Annotated in this window: 22 protein-coding genes, 1 tRNA gene and 1 pseudogene; 15 read left to right on the top strand and 9 right to left on the bottom strand. The window is 42.1% G+C overall.

The annotated features are described in order from the left end of the window. The first annotated feature begins 20 nt into the window (after positions 1–20). From ICL16_RS09165 to ICL16_RS09175, 3 genes are all read left to right on the top strand, one after another. Positions 21–93: transfer RNA gene (locus ICL16_RS09165), tRNA-Arg, on the top strand. 125 nt (positions 94–218) lie between these two features. Further along, positions 219–3,473 (top strand): ATP-binding protein, encoded by a 3,255-nt coding sequence (locus ICL16_RS09170; RefSeq protein ID WP_190826566.1) that lies wholly within the window; start codon positions 219–221, stop codon positions 3,471–3,473. 2 nt (positions 3,474–3,475) lie between these two features. Next, complete coding sequence (locus tag ICL16_RS09175) at positions 3,476–3,904, top strand: DUF7680 family protein (RefSeq protein ID WP_190826568.1); 429 nt, start codon at positions 3,476–3,478, stop codon at positions 3,902–3,904. Between the two features lie 83 nt (positions 3,905–3,987). Here ICL16_RS09175 and ICL16_RS09180 read toward each other — a convergent pair whose 3' ends face one another. From ICL16_RS09180 to ICL16_RS45480, 4 genes and pseudogenes are all read right to left on the bottom strand, one after another. Further along, entirely contained in the window at positions 3,988–4,347 is a 360-nt protein-coding gene (locus ICL16_RS09180; RefSeq protein ID WP_190826570.1) for a type II toxin-antitoxin system PemK/MazF family toxin, read from the bottom strand. Positions 4,348–4,349: 2 nt separating this feature from the next. Further along, complete coding sequence (locus tag ICL16_RS09185) at positions 4,350–4,595, bottom strand: ribbon-helix-helix domain-containing protein (RefSeq protein WP_190826572.1); 246 nt, start codon at positions 4,593–4,595, stop codon at positions 4,350–4,352. Positions 4,596–4,879: 284 nt separating this feature from the next. Further along, the gene (locus tag ICL16_RS09190) at positions 4,880–5,302 is read right to left on the bottom strand and encodes a helix-turn-helix domain-containing protein (RefSeq protein ID WP_190826573.1); all 423 of its coding nucleotides are present in this window, start codon (positions 5,300–5,302) and stop codon (positions 4,880–4,882) included. After that, positions 5,299–5,463 (bottom strand): annotated as a pseudogene (locus ICL16_RS45480) (type II toxin-antitoxin system HigB family toxin); the annotation flags it as partial. The gene ICL16_RS09190 and the pseudogene ICL16_RS45480, both read right to left, overlap by 4 nt. 182 nt (positions 5,464–5,645) lie before the next feature. Between ICL16_RS45480 and ICL16_RS46705 the strand changes: the two are divergent. Together ICL16_RS46705 and ICL16_RS09205 are read left to right on the top strand one after the other, a co-directional pair. Continuing rightward, positions 5,646–5,768, top strand: coding sequence for a hypothetical protein (locus ICL16_RS46705; protein ID WP_273038619.1), 123 nt, complete (start codon positions 5,646–5,648; stop codon positions 5,766–5,768). A 77-nt stretch (positions 5,769–5,845) separates the two neighbouring features. Beyond that, positions 5,846–6,178 carry a hypothetical protein gene (locus tag ICL16_RS09205; protein ID WP_190826575.1) on the top strand — a complete coding sequence of 111 codons (333 nt, stop codon included), beginning with the start codon at positions 5,846–5,848 and terminating at the stop codon, positions 6,176–6,178. A gap of 277 nt (positions 6,179–6,455) precedes the next feature. Here ICL16_RS09205 and ICL16_RS09210 read toward each other — a convergent pair whose 3' ends face one another. From ICL16_RS09210 to ICL16_RS09220, 3 genes are read right to left on the bottom strand one after another with little or no spacing between them, the layout of a single operon-like run. Further along, positions 6,456–7,928 carry a ThiF family adenylyltransferase gene (locus tag ICL16_RS09210; RefSeq protein ID WP_190826577.1) on the bottom strand — a complete coding sequence of 491 codons (1,473 nt, stop codon included), beginning with the start codon at positions 7,926–7,928 and terminating at the stop codon, positions 6,456–6,458. Continuing rightward, the gene (locus tag ICL16_RS09215; protein ID WP_190826579.1) at positions 7,925–8,305 is read right to left on the bottom strand and encodes a hypothetical protein; all 381 of its coding nucleotides are present in this window, start codon (positions 8,303–8,305) and stop codon (positions 7,925–7,927) included. Before ICL16_RS09215 ends, ICL16_RS09210 begins: the two co-directional genes overlap by 4 nt. Positions 8,306–8,314: 9 nt before the next feature. After that, positions 8,315–8,593 (bottom strand): multiubiquitin domain-containing protein, encoded by a 279-nt coding sequence (locus tag ICL16_RS09220; protein ID WP_190826581.1) that lies wholly within the window; start codon positions 8,591–8,593, stop codon positions 8,315–8,317. A gap of 192 nt (positions 8,594–8,785) precedes the next feature. Between ICL16_RS09220 and ICL16_RS09225 the strand changes: the two genes are divergently transcribed. The 9 genes from ICL16_RS09225 (at position 8,786) to ICL16_RS09265 (ending at position 18,857) form a co-directional block, all read left to right on the top strand. Further along, a complete protein-coding gene (locus tag ICL16_RS09225; protein WP_190826583.1) occupies positions 8,786–9,211 on the top strand; it encodes a helix-turn-helix domain-containing protein in 426 nt (141 codons plus the stop codon). Beyond that, positions 9,198–9,851: an ImmA/IrrE family metallo-endopeptidase gene (locus ICL16_RS09230; RefSeq protein WP_190826585.1), complete on the top strand. Its 654-nt coding sequence runs from the start codon at positions 9,198–9,200 to the stop codon at positions 9,849–9,851. Before ICL16_RS09225 ends, ICL16_RS09230 begins: the two co-directional genes overlap by 14 nt. Before the next feature lie 46 nt (positions 9,852–9,897). Beyond that, positions 9,898–12,786, top strand: coding sequence for a DUF1156 domain-containing protein (locus ICL16_RS09235; protein ID WP_190826587.1), 2,889 nt, complete (start codon positions 9,898–9,900; stop codon positions 12,784–12,786). 41 nt (positions 12,787–12,827) lie between these two features. Further along, positions 12,828–13,490 carry a Uma2 family endonuclease gene (locus ICL16_RS09240; RefSeq protein ID WP_190826589.1) on the top strand — a complete coding sequence of 221 codons (663 nt, stop codon included), beginning with the start codon at positions 12,828–12,830 and terminating at the stop codon, positions 13,488–13,490. Between the two features lie 164 nt (positions 13,491–13,654). Continuing rightward, the gene (locus tag ICL16_RS09245) at positions 13,655–14,245 is read left to right on the top strand and encodes a Uma2 family endonuclease (protein ID WP_190826591.1); all 591 of its coding nucleotides are present in this window, start codon (positions 13,655–13,657) and stop codon (positions 14,243–14,245) included. Positions 14,246–14,299: 54 nt separating this feature from the next. Then, a complete protein-coding gene (locus ICL16_RS09250; RefSeq protein WP_190826593.1) occupies positions 14,300–14,551 on the top strand; it encodes a hypothetical protein in 252 nt (83 codons plus the stop codon). Between the two features lie 15 nt (positions 14,552–14,566). Beyond that, positions 14,567–14,956 carry a PIN domain-containing protein gene (locus ICL16_RS09255; RefSeq protein WP_190826595.1) on the top strand — a complete coding sequence of 130 codons (390 nt, stop codon included), beginning with the start codon at positions 14,567–14,569 and terminating at the stop codon, positions 14,954–14,956. A gap of 228 nt (positions 14,957–15,184) precedes the next feature. Then, positions 15,185–15,553: a hypothetical protein gene (locus ICL16_RS09260; protein WP_238360682.1), complete on the top strand. Its 369-nt coding sequence runs from the start codon at positions 15,185–15,187 to the stop codon at positions 15,551–15,553. Between the two features lie 37 nt (positions 15,554–15,590). Then, positions 15,591–18,857: a helicase-related protein gene (locus tag ICL16_RS09265; protein ID WP_190826598.1), complete on the top strand. Its 3,267-nt coding sequence runs from the start codon at positions 15,591–15,593 to the stop codon at positions 18,855–18,857. Between the two features lie 105 nt (positions 18,858–18,962). Here ICL16_RS09265 and ICL16_RS09270 read toward each other — a convergent pair whose 3' ends face one another. Beyond that, a complete protein-coding gene (locus tag ICL16_RS09270; RefSeq protein WP_190826600.1) occupies positions 18,963–19,748 on the bottom strand; it encodes a YdcF family protein in 786 nt (261 codons plus the stop codon). Between the two features lie 174 nt (positions 19,749–19,922). On the opposite strand from ICL16_RS09270, the gene ICL16_RS09275 reads away from it, so the two are divergent. Beyond that, the gene (locus ICL16_RS09275; protein WP_190826602.1) at positions 19,923–20,549 is read left to right on the top strand and encodes a hypothetical protein; all 627 of its coding nucleotides are present in this window, start codon (positions 19,923–19,925) and stop codon (positions 20,547–20,549) included. A gap of 55 nt (positions 20,550–20,604) precedes the next feature. Here the strand turns inward: ICL16_RS09275 and ICL16_RS09280 are convergent, their stop codons facing one another. Then, positions 20,605–22,881, bottom strand: coding sequence for a glycoside hydrolase family 65 protein (locus tag ICL16_RS09280; protein ID WP_190826604.1), 2,277 nt, complete (start codon positions 22,879–22,881; stop codon positions 20,605–20,607). Positions 22,882–23,363 lie beyond the last annotated feature (482 nt).

Consider the following 23,363-nt stretch of genomic DNA (forward strand, 5'->3'; position numbering starts at 1 on the left):
GCTATACTATAGAAGAATAAGGGCGCGTAGCTCAGTGGATAGAGCAACAGATTCCGGTTCTGTTGGTCGGGGGTTCAAATCCCTCCGCGCTCGTTGATTTGAATTAACTAATTACTCCAGGTTTGCCCATTTTTTTAGGAGACAATAGGTTGAAAGCTATTGACGGTTCACTGTTGACAGTCAACCGTTAACTGTTAACAGTCAACATTGAAATTACTATGCTACCTTCTGTATTTAAAACCTGCGTTCCTAGAGAAGAAATCTTAGCAGGAGAACTTTCCCTAGATTTATTTGCAGCTAAGTTACGACTGGTTGTGGAGGGGAAAGCGCCCCATGTCTACCAGGACTCCACAACCTTTTTTCTCAATACGTTTGCCACTGATGGCTTAAAAACCTTGATTGCAGAAGTATTTGGGCGTTTGGTGGGTGCAGCGGTGGGTTCCCCCATTATCCGCCTGGAAACCAGTTTTGGCGGTGGTAAAACTCACGACGAAATTGCTTTATGGCATATTGCTAAAAAAGGACGAGTTATATCAGGATTAGAACGTTTTGCCGATCTGAATTTAATTCCAGATCGCCCAATTCAAGTAGCGGCGATCGCCTGTCAAGATCTCGATCCGGTAAACGGGGTTTATCATCGAGACACGGGTATTACCACTTACACATTATGGGGTGAAATTGCTTATCAAATCGGTGGCATTGCTGGTTATAGTTTGCTTAAGGGTTCCGACGAACAGCGAGTCAGTCCTGGTACTGTCGTCTTAGAAAGGATAATTCAAGGAGAACCCACTGTAATTATTCTTGATGAAATTGCCAGACACCTGCGTGCAGCCAAAGCTACCTTAGTTGGGAATAGCAATTTAGCCGAACAAGTTGTTGCTTTTTTGTTTTCGTTAATGGACTTAGCTGCTGCAAGCCATAACTTGGTATTTGTTTATACGCTTGCATCTTCTAGCGACAGTTTTGGTGAAGAAACCACCGAAATCCGCGAAGCAATTTTAGCATCAGCGCGGCAAGAGCGCGTACTCAAACCCAGTACTGATATTGAAATTTACAACATTGTCAAACAGCGGTTATTTAGTAGTATTGATGCAAATGCAGCCCAAAACGCTGCCAAAGAATATTTACAGACTTATAAAGCTAGTCGAATTACCTTACCGGATGGGTGTAAAGATTCACGTTACGCTGAAAGTATCGAAGCGAGTTATCCCTTCCACCCCGAACTGTTTAACCTGCTGACGAAAAAAATTGCCTCAATTCCCAACTTCCAACGTACTAGAGGCGCTTTGCGGTTGTTTGCCAGAGTTATCCGATATCTGTGGAATACACCGTCAACAATTAACAGTCAACAGTTAACATGGATACCGCTAATTCACCCGCACCACATCCCCATCGGTATTGAGGAAGAAGTTACTAGCGATTTGACTTCACGCTTAGAACGCCCTTTGATGCGCATACCAATCGTCGCTGACATTTATAATCCAGATGGGAGAGAAGCGCACGCACAATTGCAAGATGGAGAATGGACGGCAGCGGGTAAACCTCCCTTTTCCACTTGGGTAGCGAGGACTATATTTTTGCATTCTATCAACCAAGGTATAGTAGCAGGAATTCGTCGTGCAGAATTAAATTTATCGCTGCTGACACCAGGTTTGGAAATTGGTTTTGTTGATACAGCCTTAGAAAGGTTATCTACTGTTGCTTGGTATTTAGAAAATGATGCAATAACTTCAATTGCCCGTTTCAAAGAAGAACCTTCAATTAATAAGATTATTGCCGAAGAGAAAGCACAAATTGGTGTGACTGAGGCAAAAGAAGATTTGCGAAATCGCCGCGATACTATTTTTGCCGAGAAGTACTTTAAAACCATTTCTGCCCCAGATTCGGCTGCGGATGTGGATGATACAGCAGATAGCATTGCCCTGTGTCTGATTGATTTTCAAGAAGCAACAATTTCTGCAACTACTGAAGGTTCTCCCGATATTGTTGAGCGAATTTTTAACAATACGGGAGAGTCGGGAAAGTTTCGTACTTATCGCAATCGCTTATTATTTTTAGTTGCTAACAAGCATGAGTTGGAACGAGCGATTGAGAATGCTAGGGAATATCGGGCGATTTTAAATATCCTTAATTCACCCAATCGCCTGCAAGATTTATCAGAAAATCAGCAACAGCAACTTAAGCAGAAAAAAGGTGATTTGGATTTAAATGTAAGAATTTCTTTAACTAATGCCTACCGTCACTTATTCTACCCGGCTTCTGACTCGGTAAAAGCGCCGAAAGGCTTGATGCACTATACTCTACCAGCACAAGATTCAAGCGAGGTGAAGGGGAAAAATAATCAACAGGAAGTGATATTAAAGGCACTAAAAGATTGTCAGAAAATTCGTTCTGAAGATGCGCCCCCCTATGCGCCTGCTTATATTCTACAGAAAGTTTGGTTATCTGGGTTAGACCATTGGACAACTAAAGCGCTGCGAGAAGCTTTTGCGAAAGACTTGAGTTTAAATATACTCCTTGATGCAGATGTTTCTAAGTTGCGAGATAGTATTCGTCAAGGTTTGCAGACAGGACAATGGGATATGAAAGTGTCGGAGAAGGTATTTATTAAAACTGATGATGGCAAGTTTACTTTACCTGACACTATAGAATTTTCTGACAGAATGGTGCTTTACCGCCGGGGTATTTTGCAACCGCCGAAACCACGAGAAATTGAACTTAATGCCCAAGTTATGTCGAGTACAGATGCGCTTAAACCCGTGCGGGTAAGGTGGAAAGCAGCAGGGGCGTTGACGATTCAGCTTTATCAGGAGGGGAATTTAGTAGCAGGGGAGTTTCGCCCTAGTGATGAGTATGAAACGGAGATCGCTTCCATTACTACCTTCAAAATTGTAGCTGACTACGGCAATGGCGAAGTTGTGGAGAAGGAAACTCAAGCAAAACCGTTAACCTACGGTACTGGTACACCCCGCACACCAGGCGGTAGCGAAAATAAAGACGATTCGTGGAATAATCTTTCTCTATTTAAAGCCAAACCGGAAGAATTTGACTTGGAGGGAACAGTTAATGGGGTGTTTAATGAGTTGAGCGATCGCGTTCACGACAACAAAGTTCAAGGAGTACAATCTCTAGAAATCTCGGTTTCCCAAGCAACAGACTATCGCAGGTTAATGACGGCGTTACCATTGTTGATGAAATTTTCCCTACAAATCGACCAAACGGCGACAATTAGCACTAAGGAGCAATTCGTCAGGTTAGAATACCTTGGTCCTGTTAAAGGATTTCAAAGTTTCCAGGGAGCTGTTAACGCTTTGCTTAATACTACAGATGTTACAGCAGATGTGTCACTGAAGCTAGAATTTAAATTTTCCTCACCAGTGCAACCAAATGGCACAGAAATCGCTACTATCAAAAATGCCCTTAATCGTAACCCGGTTGAGAGATTGAACTTGATGGTGAAAGTGACTTACTGAAGATGCAAGAATTTCAACTGCGTGTAGTGGGTACAGACAACAATAACTTTGCCCTGGAATTATACCAGTGTGCCTATAAAAAAGCTGGAGAAAAAAAGCGTCCATCTGCCAAACGCATTGGGCGCTTAAAGGGCAATGCGTTAGTGCAGGCGAGACAGGCAATTTATGATTGTTTGAAGGCAAATAATTATGATCCTAAAACTTTAACTCATAATCGCCAAAGTCCTTATATTTTAAATGAGGAATCTGGGACTAATTTGGCGTTATTATTTCAAACTTTGCAACCACTTTCTAAGCCTGAACGCATTATTAATATTACTAAAGGAATTACGGCAATGAGTAATGAGGAATCGCATTATTGGTTTGCCAAGATTAGTAATGGTAAGCGCAGTCAGGCTTTGAAGGCGATTCGGATATTATTGGGGGAGTAGTTGACTACATCAAGTCTGGGTTTGTTGAAGGTACTCCCGCACGGTTAAGGGTTTGATGTTGGGATAGCAATCGTTTTGAAGATCTAAAACACACCAATTGCTGCCTGAATTGCCCGTTGAATTTGCTCTAGAGATTCAGAGCTAATTTGACCATAAGGACCTCTTTCTAGATAGCGTTTTTCAACATTGGTAATAACCTCACACATAGCAACAGAAGTTAGTTCTAGTCCACCCTCACCAGCCTGAATCAAAACACGACTAGGATTATCAACGGCGCTTTGAGTATTGGAGGAAAATGGAACAACTAAAACGGTTGAACTGTATTCGTTACGAATATCCAAGGAAACAACGACAACAGGACGTTTTTTAGTGTCGCCCGACTGCCGCAAAGCTCTACACAGATAAATCTCTCGCTGACGTGGGAAATTACCTGTATTGTTCATTTCTATTCATCCCAACTGGCGATCACTGCATCTTGGGTGTCGATTGTCCATTCTTCCTCAAATTTAATATCAGCTTGAGTTCGAGATTGATAAAATCTCCGCAATTTGTCTTCAATTTGTTTAGCGTACCAAAGACGCAGTGCTTCTTCAAAAGCAGCAGAGCGGTTGTCTGTCAGTTTGTCAATTTCATCTAGTAAGTGTGAGTCAACGGTAATCGAAACTCGTCGCTTTTGCACTGAGTTGGACATGATTGATTTTAGTTTTAGCTATAAGGATTTTAAAGAGTCGAAATTGTATATGATTAAGATAACATTAATAGTATTACTTTTTATCATACCATAAGCTTAAACCACAAATGTTTCAGCTGCTGATATTGTTGACACGAAAATGATTGATGAAGGCGATCGCTCCCCGCTGCCCTACGAAAATGGCATTTCTAGGTATCTCAATCCATAATATTTAAAAGAAACCGTATTATTATCAACATCTGATGCCCAACCCAACTGTCGTCATGGGCGATCGCTGCTTTGCGCTACAAGAAAGCGGCAGGAGATACGCCAAATCGCGCTGCAAGTAGCTTGGCTTGCCGCGCATTGATCTTGCGCTTTCCATTGAGAATGTCACTGACAACAGATTGACCACCAATTTCTTCAGCCAAATCGGCTTGCTTTAAGCCATTTTGTTCCATCAAGAAACGCAGCGCGTCATGTGGTGCTGCATCTTGGATCGCATGGTGGCTATTCTCGTAATCTTCTACCAGTTGACTTATAAGGTCAAGAAACTCGATGAGTTCATGATCTTCGTCGTCGCCCACAACATCAAGCAGATTATTCATAAAGTTGACTACCTGCTCATACTGCGCATCGTTGCGAATAATACCGATTTTTATCGGCAGTGCGCTTTGGAAAGCTTTCCAGGCTGGCGCAATAGTAGCAACATTGATGAACTCACTCATAATTTTTTACTCCTGTAAGCTATATTCCAGCGGTCATATTCGGCGTGGGTGAGTACTTCACGGATATAGAGCTTTTGCCGATTGTAGTGAATTACTGCTATGATGCGAAAATTGTTTCCGGCTATATCGAATATGGTGTAAGGTGGCACATAGTCGGCTGAATTGAACGATTCTTGACCTCAGTGAAGGTGCTAAAGCTGGACGTGCTGACAAGCCGATACCATGCTTCTAAAGGCGACTTAGCCGTAGAGTGACTCTACCAAAAGTCTTTAAGAGCTTTTTTGGAAATGACGTGCATAAACACATAATATAGTAAATTGCTATATTATGCCAGCGTCAATTGTTGTCTGCTGCTGATGCTAATTTGCAAAATCGAACTAAGCTACAGGAAATTAATCAAGCGTTGGATGAAGGTTGGCTGCAAACACCATCAGACGCGGTTAATTCCAATGATGATGCTGTTTAGTTACGGTTAACTATAGAGTACAGTTTCTAGTTGCAGCTAGGGGCTGTTTCTTAATTTTAGTAAGACAATATAATTTTATGCTAGCAGATTCTAACACTTCTGTTGTGATGCCTGTTTACTACCAGGTGGCTTTACGTCAAGGAACTCAGTGGGCTTTTATACATGGAGAGACGTTTTACAATCCTTTCAATTTACCGCGATTTTCAATACAGGATACCTTTATCGGTTTCGGAACTTCCATGACAAAAGTAGCAAGAGAGTTTTTCAAAATCAATGGTGGCAAAGAGGGATATTATTTAGCTAACATTATGGACAAAAAATATTACTACTGTGGCAAGTATCCTCTTGATGTGAAAGTCAAATTAATTGAGTTAGGCATCGGTAAACCTGACCCATTTGTTGACTATTGATTGTTGACTAAAGGCGGTTAACGGTTAGGGGTTAACAGTTAACCAATTGCAGAAACTGCTCTTTTCTAAGAACAAGATAATGCTGTGTTACTGTGAAACTTAAAGTACACTACCGTCAACCGTAAACAGTTATTTCGATTGATTTAAGCAAATATTATATCAATAATGTCAAGAATATTTTAGGGATTTTAACAAGTGCAATTAGGCAAGGTGAAAGCAACAAATAGCCTACAGATGTTATTTTCTGAGGCTAGATAAGATATTCGCGTTGATGCAGTTACAACGATTTTGGCAATCGGCAAGGAAGACGGTAGCGATCGCCTCTAGCCCGACGACTGCGAGAACTGTCGCTACAGTCCAAGCAATCTTTGTTTGCACGCGGTTCCACATTAATAACGTTGCGTTCTCGTGCAAATCTTAACTGATGGCGCAGTTGGACTTCTGGTTCATACAGCAGAGTAAACATCATCATGAAATCGTTCACAGCTTGTTCGGCGGACTTAACGTTAAGTGTAATAACGCTGGGTTGAGCAATATCTTCATCCTCAACATACCGCTGATTTCGTCGTTCCTCTTCACTTAACGTTTCTTGCTGTAAACGTCCGGGCGGAATTAATTCGTGGCAGTGCAAGCAACCACCATAAGCATAAGGAAGTACGGGGCGAGTGGCAGTAAAAATATCGCCGACTTGCTTTGAAAGCTTATCGACAGGAACTTTAGCACCAATTTGAATCCCAGGAATCAGGTACTGATGCACCAGCGCGTTAAAAACCAGACGGCTTTGCATGGAGTCCGCAGCCAAAAACAAGAAATCGGTGTCTACCAGCAATTTTGCGATCGCTTCATCAACGATGTTCCCCACAACAGCGTCGTAGCGGATGGAGGGATTCGCTTGCTTGGCAACCCGGCGGGCGACATGGACTTTATCAGCAGACAACCACTTACCCAGTTTTTGCAACCAGGGAATGGGTGACTTGGTTAAAGTCGTCATTGCATCCCAAGGCTTTGTGCCAACAATACGGGGGAGATTGGTTAATTCAACTCGGTCAAAGTCGATGGCGACGATATGTCCGACTCCCAAACGAGACAACCATTCATTAATCAGCGAACCTCCCCCGCCAAGTCCGATAATTCCCACCTTTAAATTGGAGAAAATTTCTTGCCCAACATCGCCAAACATTCGCGCATGGCGGTCATACATCGGGTTGGCGACACGCGATGCCTGCGGCGGGCTACGCCAACGCGGTTGAGGAGAGGGATAAACTCGGCGGATCTGCGAACCAATGATAGTCATGTAGTCAAGTTGAAACCGACCGGAAGGAGTCCAAATATCTCCTGCTACGGCGTTTTTGGCAAATACCAACGCCCCCACGGGTCCACCACGGGTAATATCAAGCAGCGCCGGATACCCTCGTTCGTGGGATGCCAGATCATCACTGGAGAAGCAAACCTCGTCCCTACCGCCATGACAATGTACGGCGATGTAACAGAGGTTCTGTTCTGCACAGTAACCTGATACCTCAGCTACAAACTTTGCTGTCAACGCCCTGTAGCCCCGCGTGCCTGGTACGTAGTCAATCCCATCGCGTGCCAAGAAAACTTCCCGCGCCAGCAGGCGGATGCCGCGAGGGGTTTCGACAATACCTGCTGCAATGACTGCACCATGTTCGTCCCCATCGCCAGGGAAGAGATGGTTGTCAAGCTTTTTAAATAATGGCGCATCAATTCGGAACTCGATTGGCTTATTCATAGGCTTCCCAACCATGTAAGAACCTTAGTTAACTTCGTTGCAGCCGTGTCTATAGCGGCGTTCCATCGGTTTGAGCGCCGCGACACTTGGATTACCTGTCTATTTCTCCAAGTAGCCAAGGATAATCCAGCACCTTGGACTAAACCATTAACCCGGCGCAACTCGGCGTTAAGATAGTGCGGGTAGACATCCGCGTAAGGATATTGATAGGAAATTGTGAAGCCAACCCAAGTAGTGAAAGGCACGTATTGTTCGCCAATGAGTAAATCATGGACAATAACGTGTGCCCCACCTTGCCCCTCGGCTTCCACTTCGACAGTATGTCCGGGAAAAGCCTGCTGAATTTCTGTGATCGCTTGTTGAACTTCTGGTGTCATTGGTATCTCCTACGAGTTGTCATCGGGTGCAGTAGAGCGAAACCGTTGCCCCTCATGCAGGGTAATAGTTTCGCAATCTCCAATTTGCTTGAGGGATGAATCGCATTTGACCTCGAACAGTACGAAATCTTCTTGAATCGCTATGCCCTGCTTGATGGCAGCCTGTTTAATTTCTAAGCCTGTAACCTTATGTTTCGAGAAGGTTACAAAGCGTTCGTTAAGGGTGACAGTAATGGTTTTTGGCTTTTTCGCCAGTAGTTCCGTGTTATTTGTTACTTCAATCTGCATGGCAATACTCCTTATGTATTGAACTTTTGATTACTGATTGCCTAAGAGTGATAGTTAGCAGTAAAAATACTTAAACAGCTTTATCATCCTGTTGGCGTTGAATTATCTTCCTACTTTAGGATGATAACTTTTGCTACAAGGAAACGTCAACATTAAAAGGAAGTAATATCCTTTAAAAGGATATTCGAGTAAATGAGGAAAGTTGCAAAAAGTACAAAGCACATGAGTTTGATGGAGTACATCGGAGAGCGAATCCGAGATTTACGGACGAGTTATGGAGGAGGTAAGGGGCTGTCCCAGGAAGCAATAGCCAAGGAACTGGGAACTGCTGCGAACACAATCTCTCGGTGGGAAACTGCCACTTATCGCCCAACCATTGAAGACCTTGAACGCCTTGCGCGGTTCTTTGGAGTGTCAATTTTGACTTTTTTCCCACCAGAGGAAGCTCCAGCTAATGACCAACTCACTGCATTGCTACGCGCAGCTAAACAGTTGTCTCCTGAAGACCTAGAGGAATTAAGTAAATACGCAGAATTTCGTAAAGCCCGAAGTCTTCACAAACAAGGAGATAAGCCTAAACCAGGGCGCAAGAGGAAAAAACAGGATGACACGGAATAAATACTATGAGGAGATGAAGGAACTTGCACGCCAGATTAGGGGCGAACATGGTTTGACGACTCCGCAAGTACGCAAGTCTGATATAAGACGTATATACAAGGCGTACAACATCAAATGTGATTTGTGGCCCCTAAAAGATGCACCCCCTACAGTAAAGTTCAAAAAGTTGCGGGGGACTTTCTTTTATGATGAGTGCGGCGCGACTATTATGGTCAACCGTTCGCTTCCTGAAGCACCTGCTCTTTTTACGATGTGCCATGAGTTGAAGCATTATCTAGTTGACCGCGATCTGAGATCCCTCGTATGCGCCGACTACAATCAAACCGAAGAAATAGAGGTTGGTGCTGAGGTGTTTGCCGCAGAAATGTTGTTTCCAGATGAGGATTTCATTAATGGGTTGGTTCAGATGGGGGTAAAAGAAGGTGAATGTACCGCCGAAGATTTGGTAAGGTTGAAGCACGCAATGCAAGCAACAATTTCCTACGCTGGAATGGAGAAGAAAGCGGAGTTCTTGGGATTTGTATCTTATGGCTCGTTGAAAAACGTCAAATGGACAAAACTTGAAGAGCAAATGTATGGTGTTCCAGTGTACAAGCAGTTCCAACGTCAGCGCAAGCAGGCAAAGGAGCTAACCAGGTAATTTTGTAAAAGATTTGCTAAACAGTGGTTAGTGTTTTATCTAATCTATGACAAACCCAACCTCCAAACGCCCCGCTGTCTTCATCGAAAAAATGATGCCCGTGCAACTGCTGAACGAGCAGGTACACTACGAGCATGGGGGAAACCCATTCAAAGGGCTGCATCGCTGGTACTCACGCAAGCCGTTATCATTTAGTCGCGCCAGTGTGTTGGCTTCTTTGTTACCAGCAGATGTGACAATGGAAGAGTTTGAATATTTGTTGGGGTTGGAACCGGGTAAGGAAGTAAAACTTTACAAAACGCCGCCAAGTTCGACAAGAATTAAGAAGGTACAGGATTATTGCGAAAAGGTTTGGGGAACTCGCACGCCTACAGTTTTAGATGCGTTTGCGGGTGGTGGAAGTATCCCTTTTGAAGCGGCGAGGTATGGGTTAAATGTGCTGGCTTCTGATTTAAATCCTGTGGCGGTGGTGACAATGAAAGCGGCGATGGAATATCCATTGAAGTTTGGTCCCGATTTACAGCAAGATATTGATAAATGGGTGAAGTGGGTAGGGGATGAGGCAGAGAAAAGATTAGCTGAGTTTTTCCCTTCTTTACCTGGGGAAACTGTGCAAAATTATTTATGGGCGCATACGGTTGTTTGTCCAAGTTGTGAATCTGTCGTACCGTTAAGTCCAAATTGGTGGTTGTATAAGCGTCCGGAAAAGCAAAATTTACATAAATGGTGTGCGGTAAAACTAATTACTAACCTTGAAAATAAGCGAGTTGATTTTGAATTGGTTAGGGGAAGAAAGGGAAAGGGGACGTCGATTGAAACTTCTGATGGGGAATATAACCCAGATACTACAATTACTATTAGCAGAGGTGTGGGTAGATGTCCTAACTGTTCGTCAGTAATTGAAAATGACCAGATTTATAAACAAGGTAGGTCAGGAATAATGAATTATCAACTTTATGCAGTCGCGTATCATAAAGGTCAAGGTAATTTAGAGTTTAGACTTCCACAACACATAGATTTTGATGCTTTAAAAAAAGCCGCAGATTCTTTAAATAAGAATTTAATATACTGGCATAATTTAGATATTATACCAAATGTCCAAATTCCTTATGGTCATCAATTTGCGGAAAGAAGTTCTTTATTACAGCAAGGAATAGATAGATGGGATAAAGTGTGTAATCCACGTCAGCTTTTAACTCTTATAACATACGTAGAAATTCTTAATGAAGCCAAAGCACTGATTCAGGCTAAGTATGAATGGGAGAAAGTAGAAGCAATAGTAACTAATTTAGGTTTAGTATTAGACAGGTGTATTGATAAGAATTGTCGTTTATCAATGTTTGATTCTAGTCGTGCATCTTATAGAACTGCATCAGGAATGCACGCTTTAAATTTAATGTGGAATTATCCTGAAGTTAATGGTGCTATTGAACTTTGGCAATCTTGTTTAGAAGATACTACAAAAGACTATACGAAACTATGTGAATTATTTGGCACTAAATCTGGTTCAACAGGAATCCCTGGAATTGAGCAAGATAGTCCAAAATCGATAAAAATAAACTTAGCATCAGCTGATAATTTAACTCACATCCCTGATAACTCTGTAGACGCAGTTATCACCGACCCACCTTACTACGCTACCATTCAATACGCTGAACTTTCAGACTTCTTCTACGTCTGGCTAAAACGCACCCTTGGCGACATCTTCCCCGAATTATTCTACCTAGAACTCACCGACAAAGACAGAGAAGCCGTTGCCAATCCTTCCCGCTTCCGCAATATGGGAGTATCCCCGGAAGAACTAGCCAACCAAGATTATGAAGCAAAAATGGCGCTCGCCTTCGCCGAATACCATCGAGTCTTGCGTGACGACGGGGTGATGACAGTACAATTCAACCACAAAGACTCTGGCGCGTGGGATGTTCTCGCAAAATCCCTCATCGATGCTGGTTTCGAGATTACCGCATCTTGGGCAGTCAGTACCGAAAACCCGCAAAACTTGCACCAAGCACAGAAAAACGCAGTTTCTAGTACCGTACTATTAGTATGCCGCAAACGCGATCCCGAAGCAGCACAAGCTTGGTGGGATGACGTGCGAATTGACGTGCGAAATATCGTCTTTGAAAAAGCACCAGACATCGAAAAATCCTTAACAGAAGATTCCCGTCCTGCTGCTGATAGAGTAGCAGATCCGCGCCGCCGCATCAAACCTCCTGGTATTGACTTGTGTTTAACTGCTTACGGTTGTGCTTTAAGCGTATTTACCAAACATAGTTGTATTCTTGACAGCGCAGGAAATCAAGTCGAACCCAAAGCAGCATTTGAAGAAGTGCGTCAAGCGATTGTCGAATACCGACTGCAAAGTTTATTAGAAGGAAAAGACTTCAACGGTATCGACCCCTTAACTCAATGGTACATTCTGGCGTGGGACACATTTGAAGCACGAGAATTTCCCTTCGACGAAGCCAGACAACTCGCCTTAGCAGTAGGCGGCTTTGATGTTTCCGACTTAGTAAAAAAACACAAATTACTCGACTCTGCTAGCGGTTACTGTAAATTACTCACTCCCGAACAACGCTTGAAAAAACGCGCCTTCTCTGTCATCGACACCGAATTTTCTACCCGATTTTTAGTAGACGGACTTCATGCCATCATCGCCCTTTACCTGGAAGAAGGCAATACCGAACCCGTGCGGAGATTTATGAAAAGCACTGGGTTAGTCAGTAACGATTTATTTATGCGGACATTTGAAGTCGCTTTGAAAGCAATTCCGCGCATTGGCGATGAAAAGAAACGCATTCCCGAAGAAAAAGCGTTGTTAGATTTGTGGTTGGCAATGGATGAAATTAAAGCCAAGGTATCTTACAAGCAGATTGAGTTACCGTTAAATCAAGGAGGGCAAATGAGTTTAGATTTAAATTTTGGGAATAGTTAAAAGTCAACAGTCAACAGTCAACATTAAGCACCTATCGTGTTATGTTCAACTACAATCCCTTAGACTGCCTACCATCATCAGCAGAATTACCTGATTCTGATGATACACCCGTGGATAGCGAACTGCAAATATTAATACCCAACTTACTATTAGCCATTTTGTCAGCAATTTGGTTTCACCGTGATGATTGGTATTTTGGTATTAACATGGGAATTTATTATGAACCTAGTCAAAATGCCATTGTTCCCGACGGATTTTTAAGTTTGGGTGTAGAAAGATTTATTGGCGAAAATGGACGTTCCAGTTACGTACTTTGGGAAGAAGATAATATCCCCCCAATTTTAGCTTTAGAAATTGTTTCTCAAACTTACAACGGCGAATACGAACAGAAAAAAACTGATTATCCTGAATTAGGAATTTTATATTACGTCATTTATGCACCCACTCGGCTACGACGTAAACGCCAAAGATTAGAAGTGTATCGCTTAATTGACGGTCAATACATTTTACAGCCAGGTGATAAAACTTGGATGCCAGAAATAGGTTTAGGTATTGGACGCGAACAGGGTACTTATCAAGGACGGACACGAGAATGGTTGTATTGGTACGATCAAAATGGTACGCGATACATAACACAAGAAGAACAATTGCAAAACCTTTTAGCCAAATTACAGCAACAAGGAATTGATCCAAATACACTTTAAATATTTGAGATGCCGTTAACCGTTAACTAACATTAAACAGTCAACAGTTAGATAGGATCGACAAGCGTTACAATAATACGTCTATGCAGAAGTATAGACTCAATTGATAGACAGGATAACGGCATGTGTATCTAGTATATACTAACAAAGGAGTCAAATAAATCATGTTACTTTTAGATCCTAAAACACTCCAACCAACTGAAGACCAACGTATAATTCTTTATGATGTTGCCTGGGAACAATACGAACAACTATCTGACATGTTTGTTGATTCATTTCCCAGGATGACTTATTTAGAAGGAACACTAGAGATTATAATGACTACCTCCCCTGAACATGAACGTCTCAAAAAAATAATTGCACGATTACTAGAAGCTTACGCAGAGGAAAAAGATATTAATCTTAACGGTTATGGTAGCGCTACCTTCCGCAAACAAGCTGTTAAAAGAGGTGCAGAACCAGATGAATGTTACTGTCTAGGCGAACTCCGTGAAGTTCCAGATATTGCAATAGAAATTGTTTTAACCAGTGGGGGTATTGATAAATTAGATGTTTATCGCGGTTTAGGTGTAAAAGAAGTTTGGTTTTGGGAAAACCAGCAATTTTATTTTTATTCTTTAACTGAAGAGGTCAAATATATTCAAAGCGATCGCAGTGTATTACTACCCGATTTAGACCCCGTTTTGTTAGCCAGTTTTGTTAGCGAAATCAATCAAACACAAGCAGTTAAACAGTTTAGACAAGCGCTACAATAATAGGTGTAGCTAATGGTTCACAATTATTTAACAATTTATAGGAGGAAATTAGATATGAAAATTAGAGGAATCAAACGCGGTCAAACTATCGAACTGTTAGAGCAACTTAATAATATACCAGATGGAACAGAAATTATCGTTGATATTCAGCAGATTCAGCTAATGAGTGATGAAGAAAGACGGTTGAAGCTGAAAGAGTTTTTTGAGACAGATTGGGAAGGTAGAGAGGATTTTATCAAAACAATGGAAGAATTGGAGAAAGAGAAAGATGCTGAACGGGAAAGACTGTATAAACATTCCTCATAACCAGAGGAGCGACTTGTGTATCTGTTAGATACTAATATTTGTATTGCCTTGAACAACCGAAACCCTCAAGCACTCGCAGAATTTTATCTAAAATCAAGCGAGTGCTATATCTCAACAATTGTACTAGCAGAACTTTATAAGGGGGCATATTGTTCTCAAAAAATTGAACAGAATATCAAAAGGATAAACGAATTTACTAGCAGAATAATTGTTTTTGACTTCGATAAAAATGCTGCTATAGAGTTTGGTAAAATTCAAGCCGAACTAAGACGAATGGGCAAACCAACAGGTGAAATTGATGCATTTATTGCTGCTGTTGCTCGTTCTCGTCAAGATATTCTTGTCACCAACAATATCCGAGACTTTGAAAATATCCCCAATTTACAATTAGAAAATTGGCTATAACTTTGAAAAAACTGCGTGATTACCTTTAGAAAATTACTCCCTTTGCGTTGTAAGATTACCTAATTTGTAGTATTGCTTACCGTGGAGAAACCCAACTCTATGCTGGGTTTTGTTCCTCAACCCAGCCTACTGTAAGTACATTTGAGGAATTACAGCGTTTTAGTTAAAATTAAATATGGTGGTGAAAAGTGTTGTATTTATAGTAAAATATACAAAAGTTAAAAGCTTATGACAGCAAGTAATGTTAGACAGCAAATATTGGAGCATCTTGAGATATTACCCTCAGAGCAGGTGAAAACCCTCCTTTTAACCTGGCTGACTTCTACATCCGAAGACTTAGAAGATTTTGAGCGGTTATTGATAAATCCATCTGTCCAAACGACAGAAGAATCATTTGAGTTCGGTGAGGTAGACACAGCGCTAAATTTTCAACCTCTTACTGAAGTTGAAATGGTGGAGCAGAGCAAATCTGCACTTGAAGCCTACCGTTGCAAAGGTTCTGGAGTGCCGCAGGGTAATGTTATACCATTTCTTTATGAAGATGCGCCCCCAAAGCCTGCTAAGCTACGGCTTTGTTTGTGTAGTCCCAGGCTTTAGCCTGTGGATGAATAAAGAAGACAGAAAACAATATGATATGCCTAAAATATTACGCGAACATCCCTGGAAAATTAGCTATTCTAGTAACACGCACAACACCATTGCCGACTTCTACATTCCAGCATTAGAATGTGCCGTTCAATATGACCGTAAAGCAGGCTTTTTTAGCAGTGCTATTCTTAGTAAAGTAGCCCGTGGTTTGGGTGCAATGCTGCATTCAGGAGGGCGGATGCGACTAATTATGGGCTGTCAATTTAGCCCACAAGATTTACAAGCGATTCAACAGGGATATGAGCTACGTGATGCACTGTTAAGTCGTCTTGATGCTGAATTAAAACCACCAGAGAACTTTGCCCAACTCAAACACTTTGAAATTCTGAGTTGGTTAATTCAAAATAACTATTTAGATATTAAAATTGCTATTCCTATTAAAGAAAATGGTATTCCAGAAAGTAGCGACAAACAACTAGACCCACAACATATTTTTCATGAAAAAGTAGGAATTTTCACTGATAGCAATAACGACAGATTAGCCTTTAATGGTTCCAATAATGAATCTATAGGTGGTTGGGAACTAAATGTAGAATCTTTTCACGTTTACTGTTCTTGGGAAGGCGGACGAGAACTTGATAGAGTTGAAGAAGAAATTTCTAGATTTGAGCAACTTTGGTACGATATAGCACCTAACGTGCGGGTTTTTGAAGTTCCCGAAGCAGTACAAAAAAAATTGTTACGTTACGCACCCATTAACAAACCTGCCTGGAACCCTCAAATAGAATTTGATACTCAACCAATTGATAATGTTGACGGTTCACAGTTAACTGTTCACAGTCAACAGTCATTACTCAACAGTCATCACTCAACAGTCATCACTCAACAGTCATCACTCAACAGTCATCACTCAACAGTCATCACTCAACAGTCAGCAGTCATCAGTGAACAAGAACGCTTTGCCTTTTTGCAACTCGCCAATATTAGTGAACATCCCGGTTGCTTGGACTTTTGTTTAAAATCAATTGCCATCAAACCCTGGCCCCATCAAATTAAAATTCTCCGTCGCGTTGCTGAAACATTCCCGCAAAGTTTTCTTATTGCTGACGAAGTTGGTTTAGGAAAGACTATTGAAACAGGTTTAATTCTGCGTTATTTACTTTTAGCTAAAAAAGTCAAGCGCGTACTCATTCTCGCACCAGCAAGCGTCCAACCTCAATGGCTTGAAGAACTGCGGGAAAAATTCAACCTGTTTTTTTGGAGTTACACGCAAAATTCTTTCACTGTTCACTGTTCGCTGTTAAGTGAAAAATACCGTCAACAATCAACAATCAACAATCAACAATCAACAAATCCTTGGAATACCTGTGATTTAATCCTCGCATCTTCCCATTTGGTACGGAGAACCGAGAGAATGCACCAATTGCTGGAAGCAGAGCCTTGGGATTTAGTGATATTGGACGAAGCACATCACGCACGCCGTAAAAGTCCACAAGATAGGAAGGAAACACCCAACCGCTTGTTAGAGTTAATGGGACAGTTGAAGGAAAAAACTAAATCCCTGATTCTCTTGTCTGCAACTCCCATGCAAATCGATGCGATCGAAGTTTTTGATTTATTGCACCTGTTGGGATTACAAGGACATTGGAGTTATGGCGACAATTTCTGCAATTATTTCGCCTCGCTGCAAGGAAACGTAAAACGCGAGACACTTGACTTTTGGCAAATTATGTGCAGCGATTACTTTGGACGTGGCGGACAACCTTGCTCTAGATTACAGCAGTATTTGCAAAAAGACCGTATTCTCGCCTACAAGTTACAAGACATTTGGCAGCGAGGAAAGAAAATCAGCAACCACAAGCAGTTACTAGCCGATCGCGCATTTATCGATACCTCCCGCCAGTACTTAACAGCGAACACTCCTCTAAAAGACTTGATGTTTCGCCACACCCGCGACACCCTCAAACAGTACTTTCGCATTGGACTGCTGGAACGAGATATTCCCAATCGGGTAGTGCAGGATAATGCTATTACTTTGGAACCGCACAGGGAAGTACCACTTTATCAAGCAGTCAGCGACTACGTGCGTCATTTTTACCGACTAGCGCAAAAAGACCAACGTTCCTGCTTAGGGTTTTTGATGACGCTGTATCGCAAGCGCTTAACAAGTTCATTTTACGCGATCAAATCATCTTTGCAACGCCGTTTGGATTTCTTATTAACCCAACAGGAAAGCGTTTTAAGTAACGATGATTTAGCAGATTTGGATGATGCAGATGATGCTGTCATCACTGGGCTGGAATCCTTTTTTGAACCCGTAGATCCGCAAGAGATCCAATATCTTGAAGATTTGTTGCGACAGTTTGACAATACAGGGGAAGATACCAAACTTTCTCAGTTTATTAAGATTTTGCGCCAAGAATTGATTGAACGCGAAAGTGCGATCGCCTTCACCCAGTACACCGATACAATGGACTATCTGCGCTCAACATTACAACTATTGTACGGTAGCCAAGTTGCTTGTTACTCAGGTCGTGGTGGTGAACTTTACCAGAATGGAGAGTGGTGCATAGTTCCCAAAGAAGAAATTAAGCGGCGATTTCGTCAAGATGAAATTAAAATTCTCCTGTGTACCGAATCTGCATCAGAAGGTTTAAACTTGCAAAATTGTGGCGTGTTAATTAATTACGATATGCCTTGGAACCCCATGCGAGTCGAACAGCGCATCGGCAGAATCGACAGGATTGGACAAAGGTATTCTACCGTGCGGATTCACAATTTTTATTACGACGGCACCGTTGAAGCAAAAGTTTATCGAAAATTACGCTTACGCATTAATGCCTTTGCCACAGTTGTTGGTAATCTACAGCCAATTTTAGCCTCTGTCCCCACCTTCATCGAACAGGCAGCGATGAGTGCCGACCCAGAAGAGGAAGACGTTTTAATGTCTGAATTTGACTCGGTAATTGATGCGCCACCATTGCGTCTAGCGATAGAAGAAATAATTTCAATGGATTTGGACGCAGATTTAGCAGAAATTCAAAAACTGATTCATCCTACACCCTTCACACCAGAAGATATCGAGCGATTATTTACTACCTCAGCTATTTTAAAAACTTGTGGTGTGAAGTTTGATAAAAGAAGCGATAGCTTCACTGCAGTCCAGAGCGCAGATCGCGTTTGGGAGCTTGCACACAAAGGTCAGAAATGCAGCATTACTTTTTACCCAGACGTGTTTGACGAAATGCCGTCGCTGCGACTAATGACTTTCGGTGACCCCTTGTTTGAGGAATTGTTGCATATTGCGGGATAAAAAAACATTTCTTGTGGGATGAGCATCTTGCCCGTCCCTTACAATTAAGGGTAGGCAGTATGCCTGCTCCACAAGAATTATCCTCAGAGTAAGCAACGCCAAATTCTATTTTGGTGATGTAGCCGAATGTTCGATTTTAGCGATGGGTGGCTTTTTTAGTCTGGCTATATCTTGGGAGAAAAATTTTCCTCCTACACCATAGCTAAATAAGCCCATATACTCGTAAAATACCAACATCGCTTTCTTTGTCTGAGTTAAATTATTTGGTACTGGGCTTGTATGAGGAATAGCTTCAAAACCTAAACTACGAAAAGTGAGAAGCGATCGCATCATATGAGGAGGATCTGTTACCAACAGAATTTGTTTAACTCCTCTTGGTTGTAGTACTGAGGCGGTAAACAAGGCGTTTTCTTCGGTAGTTCGCGAACAGTGTTCTTCTTCTAATGCTTGATGAGGAATGCCTTGAGCTTTAAGTTGCTCAACTATTTCTGAACCATCTCCTGAACCACTAGCAAAAATTAGGGGTGCGCGGTGAGATTGCCAAAGTTCTGCCGCAACTTTAACTCTGGAATTGCGAAATTCTCCTCCGCGCCCCAACACGACAATTGCATCTACAGTTTTACCTGAATCCTTGGGGATAAATGCTACCAATCCTTGTTTTGCTACAGCCACCGTTAATGGAAAAGCTGCACTAAAGTAAATCACCAATAACACAATTCCCAAACTACTCCACCAACGCCTCCACCGTAGACGTGGAAACATCCAAGGTATGAAGACTAATGCCAACAGTGGTAATATAATTAACGGCGGTGTTGTCAGCCATTGAGAAAGTGTTGACTTCAAAACCAGCCACTGACTTACAGGGCGATCGCACAAAGCTGGATCTAGCATTCAAGTTATCTCGTTTGACTGTTTTCTCTGCCATGTTAACCAAACAGAAGTGCAGATGCAGTCTCATATAATAACTAAACCGTGTGATTTTCCTTCTATATTATTAATCAACATTCTAAAAGTTGTACAATCCCCGTGTCAGACTTTGATTACTGACTACGAGGAGTGACAAAAATGAATATTATACAGGGTAAAAAATTTACTCGCGTCTTGACTGTGGTGGCGATCGCGATTATTGCCATTACCACTTTCGCTTTTAGTCTACCAGCCTACGCGCAAAACTCGCTCTGCCGAGCAACCAAAGTAGACACTCCCATCTTTCAAGTTGCCTCGACAACTTCTAACGCTATTCGGATTATCCCCAAAGATGCGCGGGTTACACTAGCTTACATCCCAGCACCCGGAAGCCAATTTGCTGAACTTCAATCTCCAAGTGGCTTTATTCAAACCGCTGTACTTAAACAGTGCGGTACACCTGGTGATGGCGGTGGTGGGAATCCTTGGGATAAACCGACAATTGGTACAGATTGTCGGCAAGTAGTACGTCCCCAGAATGGAGTTAATATTCGTCGCTTACCGATTACAAACGCAGAGATTGTTACCAAAGTTTTTCCTGGCGACAGAGTTTTCATCACTTTAACGACGGGTGATGCGGTTAAAACGTACAGAGGGGAAAATTATATATGGGTAGAAGTTGATTTACGTCAAACTTTAGGCAACCAATTTACTGGTACTGGTTGGATGTTTAATACTGATTTGGTAAATTCTCCAAATACGAGCAATTTGGCTTATTGTAACTAAGATCCCCCCAACCCCCCCTTAATAAGGGGGGGCAAGAAGGGGGAGCGTCAATGATTCAGCTAATTTGTGACACTACTTGCTCGACTATCGCTTCAACGGATGATTGTTCAATTATCTCGTTGTTTTGGACTGCATTGGGACCTAAGTCGAAATCATACCATTGATTACGCCATTGCATTCTGAACTTGAGACGCTGCCAACTTTGAGGTAAATTAGGACAAGCAACTGGACCAAATTGAGTCATGCGGATGCCTGCAAATCCAAACACCACAGCTTGCCAAACTCCACCAGCACTGGCTGCGTGAATTCCTTCAGCCGCATTACGCCGTACATCTTCTAAATCTACCAAAGCCGATCGCATAAAGTGCGTGTAAGCTTCTGTTGGAAGATTCATATCGCAAGCCATAATGGCATTAATTGCTGGACCTAAAGAAGAACCGTAAGTATGGTCGGTGCGGGGGTTATAATAATCCCAGTTAGCTTGGAGAGTTTTTTGGTTGTAGCGATCGCGCAATAAGTACATCAGCATCAACACATCTGGCTGCTTGAGAATTTGTCTTGCACTAGTTTCCTCAATTCCCAGTAAACCTTGCATTGATTTGGTACGAGGTTCATAATCAGCTAAGTTGACATCTATTAATTTGAAGAAGCCCTCGAACTGTTCAATTAAGCCAGTTTCTTGGTCTTGATTCAAATATAAGCGATCGCTAATCAAAGCCCAACGTTTTAACCTTTCAGTTTCCAAGTTGAGCATTTCAATCAACTGGGAAGCTTTTTGGGGATAAGCTTGCTTGAGCCAATCTAAAAGAGCCAAAGCTGACTGCAAGTGCCATTGCACCATCATATTAGTGAAGGCATTGTTGTCTACGCGATCATGATTTTCATCTGGTCCAATAACATCACGAATATCATAACAGCTACGCTCAAGGTTCCACTCCACTCGGCTTTCCCAAAAAACAGCTGTATCTAGGATAATTTCCGCCCCATAATCGCGCATCCAGTCATCATCACCAGTGCAACGCCAGTACTGCCAAACAGCATAAGCGACATCGGTGTTGATATGTACTTCAATATCACCGCACCAAATCCGAACTAACTCACCGTCTTTTGCACCAGGTACCCAACGAGGTGTTACCTCATCTCCTGTAGTGGCGCTTTCCCAAGCATACATAGCTCCAGAATATCCCGCTTCCTGTGCTTTGCGTCTCGCTCCTGGCAAAGTGTGGTAGCGATAAGTAAGTAAATTACGCGCTACATCTGGCTGAGTCAGAATTAAGAATGGAAGTATAAAAATTTCTGTGTCCCAAAATATATGTCCCCGATAAGCAAAACCAGAGAGGGTTTTGGGAGGTATACTTACTCGGTCATCATGACGCGGTGCTACAGCAAGTAATTGAAAGAGATTGTAGCGAACACTTAGCTGAGCTTGAGGGTCGCCTTCAATAATAATATCACTGTCTTGCCAGACTTTTTCCCATGTGGCGATATGAGCTGCTAACAAAGTTGTATAGCAAGGTGCAGCAACTAAACGAATTAGTGCCAGTTCACATGGACTTTGTGTGTCCCGTGAAGTGAATACGGTGACAATCTTTTCAAAAGTTACTGTTTTTCCTGGTGTGGCATGGAAGTTTGACTGGAGTTTTGGACTGTCAACTTGGTGTACTTTTACTGGTGCAACATTTTCACCCGTTACTTCCAGTTTCACCGCCATCCCCAGTTGGATAGCTGAGTGGAGTGTTTGGTTTTGCAACCAGATAAAGTTGTCTACACCCCCGTAGTTGAGAGTTTTCCAGTGTTTTACACCTTGGGTATCTTGTTCGGCATTCAAACCGACTTCAACAGCAACATCGCCTTCAAAGTCTATTGAAGTGATTTGACAACGTATTGCCAAAATGTGTTTATCTGCTAAACTGGTAAAACGCTCAAAGTGAAACTCCAATGTGTGACCTGTTGGAGAACGCCAGCGTACATCCCGGCTAACTATGCCCAAACGTAGGTCTAGCCGTCGTTCATACTTGAGAATCTCACCGCTATCTAGGCGGAAACGTTCTCCATCTACCTTAATTACGAAGGGTAACCAGTTAGGACAATTTACCAATTCAGTATTGGCGATCGCTACATCGTCGTAAACACCATTAATTAGTGTTGCATCTGTATCGTTAAGGTATCCTTCCTCGAAAGCTCCCCGTGTTCCTAGATAACCATTTCCAAGGGTGAAAACGGTTTCTTTGTAGTGCAGTTGATTTGGATTGAACTCTAGTTCACAGACGTTCCATCCATCAGAGTAATTCAGTCGCTGGTTTGGTTGAGTATCAGTGGACAAGTCTAGCATGACTTAATAAAACCTATATTGTGGGTCTTGCTGTATACCTATGAAACAAATTAGGAGCAAGCAGGAGTATTTCACCTCCTTACACCGCTATCTAGACTTGGATGCAGCCTAAACAGTGAAGAATGACGTTTAATTGATATTTGGCGTTCCCTTAGACATCCTGCTATAGAGATATTTTATTATCTTTTTATCGTTAATTAACTATGGACGCAAAAATCTACAAACACTTACATTTATAATAAGTATGTATAAGCATATACAATAAAATTAATAGTTTGTTACAAAATAAATATAGATAAAAATAGCATAGCATAACTTCATTAAGTAAAATATTATCTTAAGTGTTTCTTTAGAAAATTTCAGTATTCCTCGTTCCCAGCCTCTGGCTGGGAATGCATTGAGCGAGGCTCCGCCTCAAATTTGGAGCGCAAGGAGGCAGAGCCTCTCGTAGGCATTCCCATGCTGAGCATGGGAACGAGAAA

The sequence above is a fragment of the Iningainema tapete BLCC-T55 genome (assembly GCF_014698965.1).
Taxonomy (GTDB): Bacteria; Cyanobacteriota; Cyanobacteriia; order Cyanobacteriales; family Nostocaceae; genus Iningainema; species Iningainema tapete.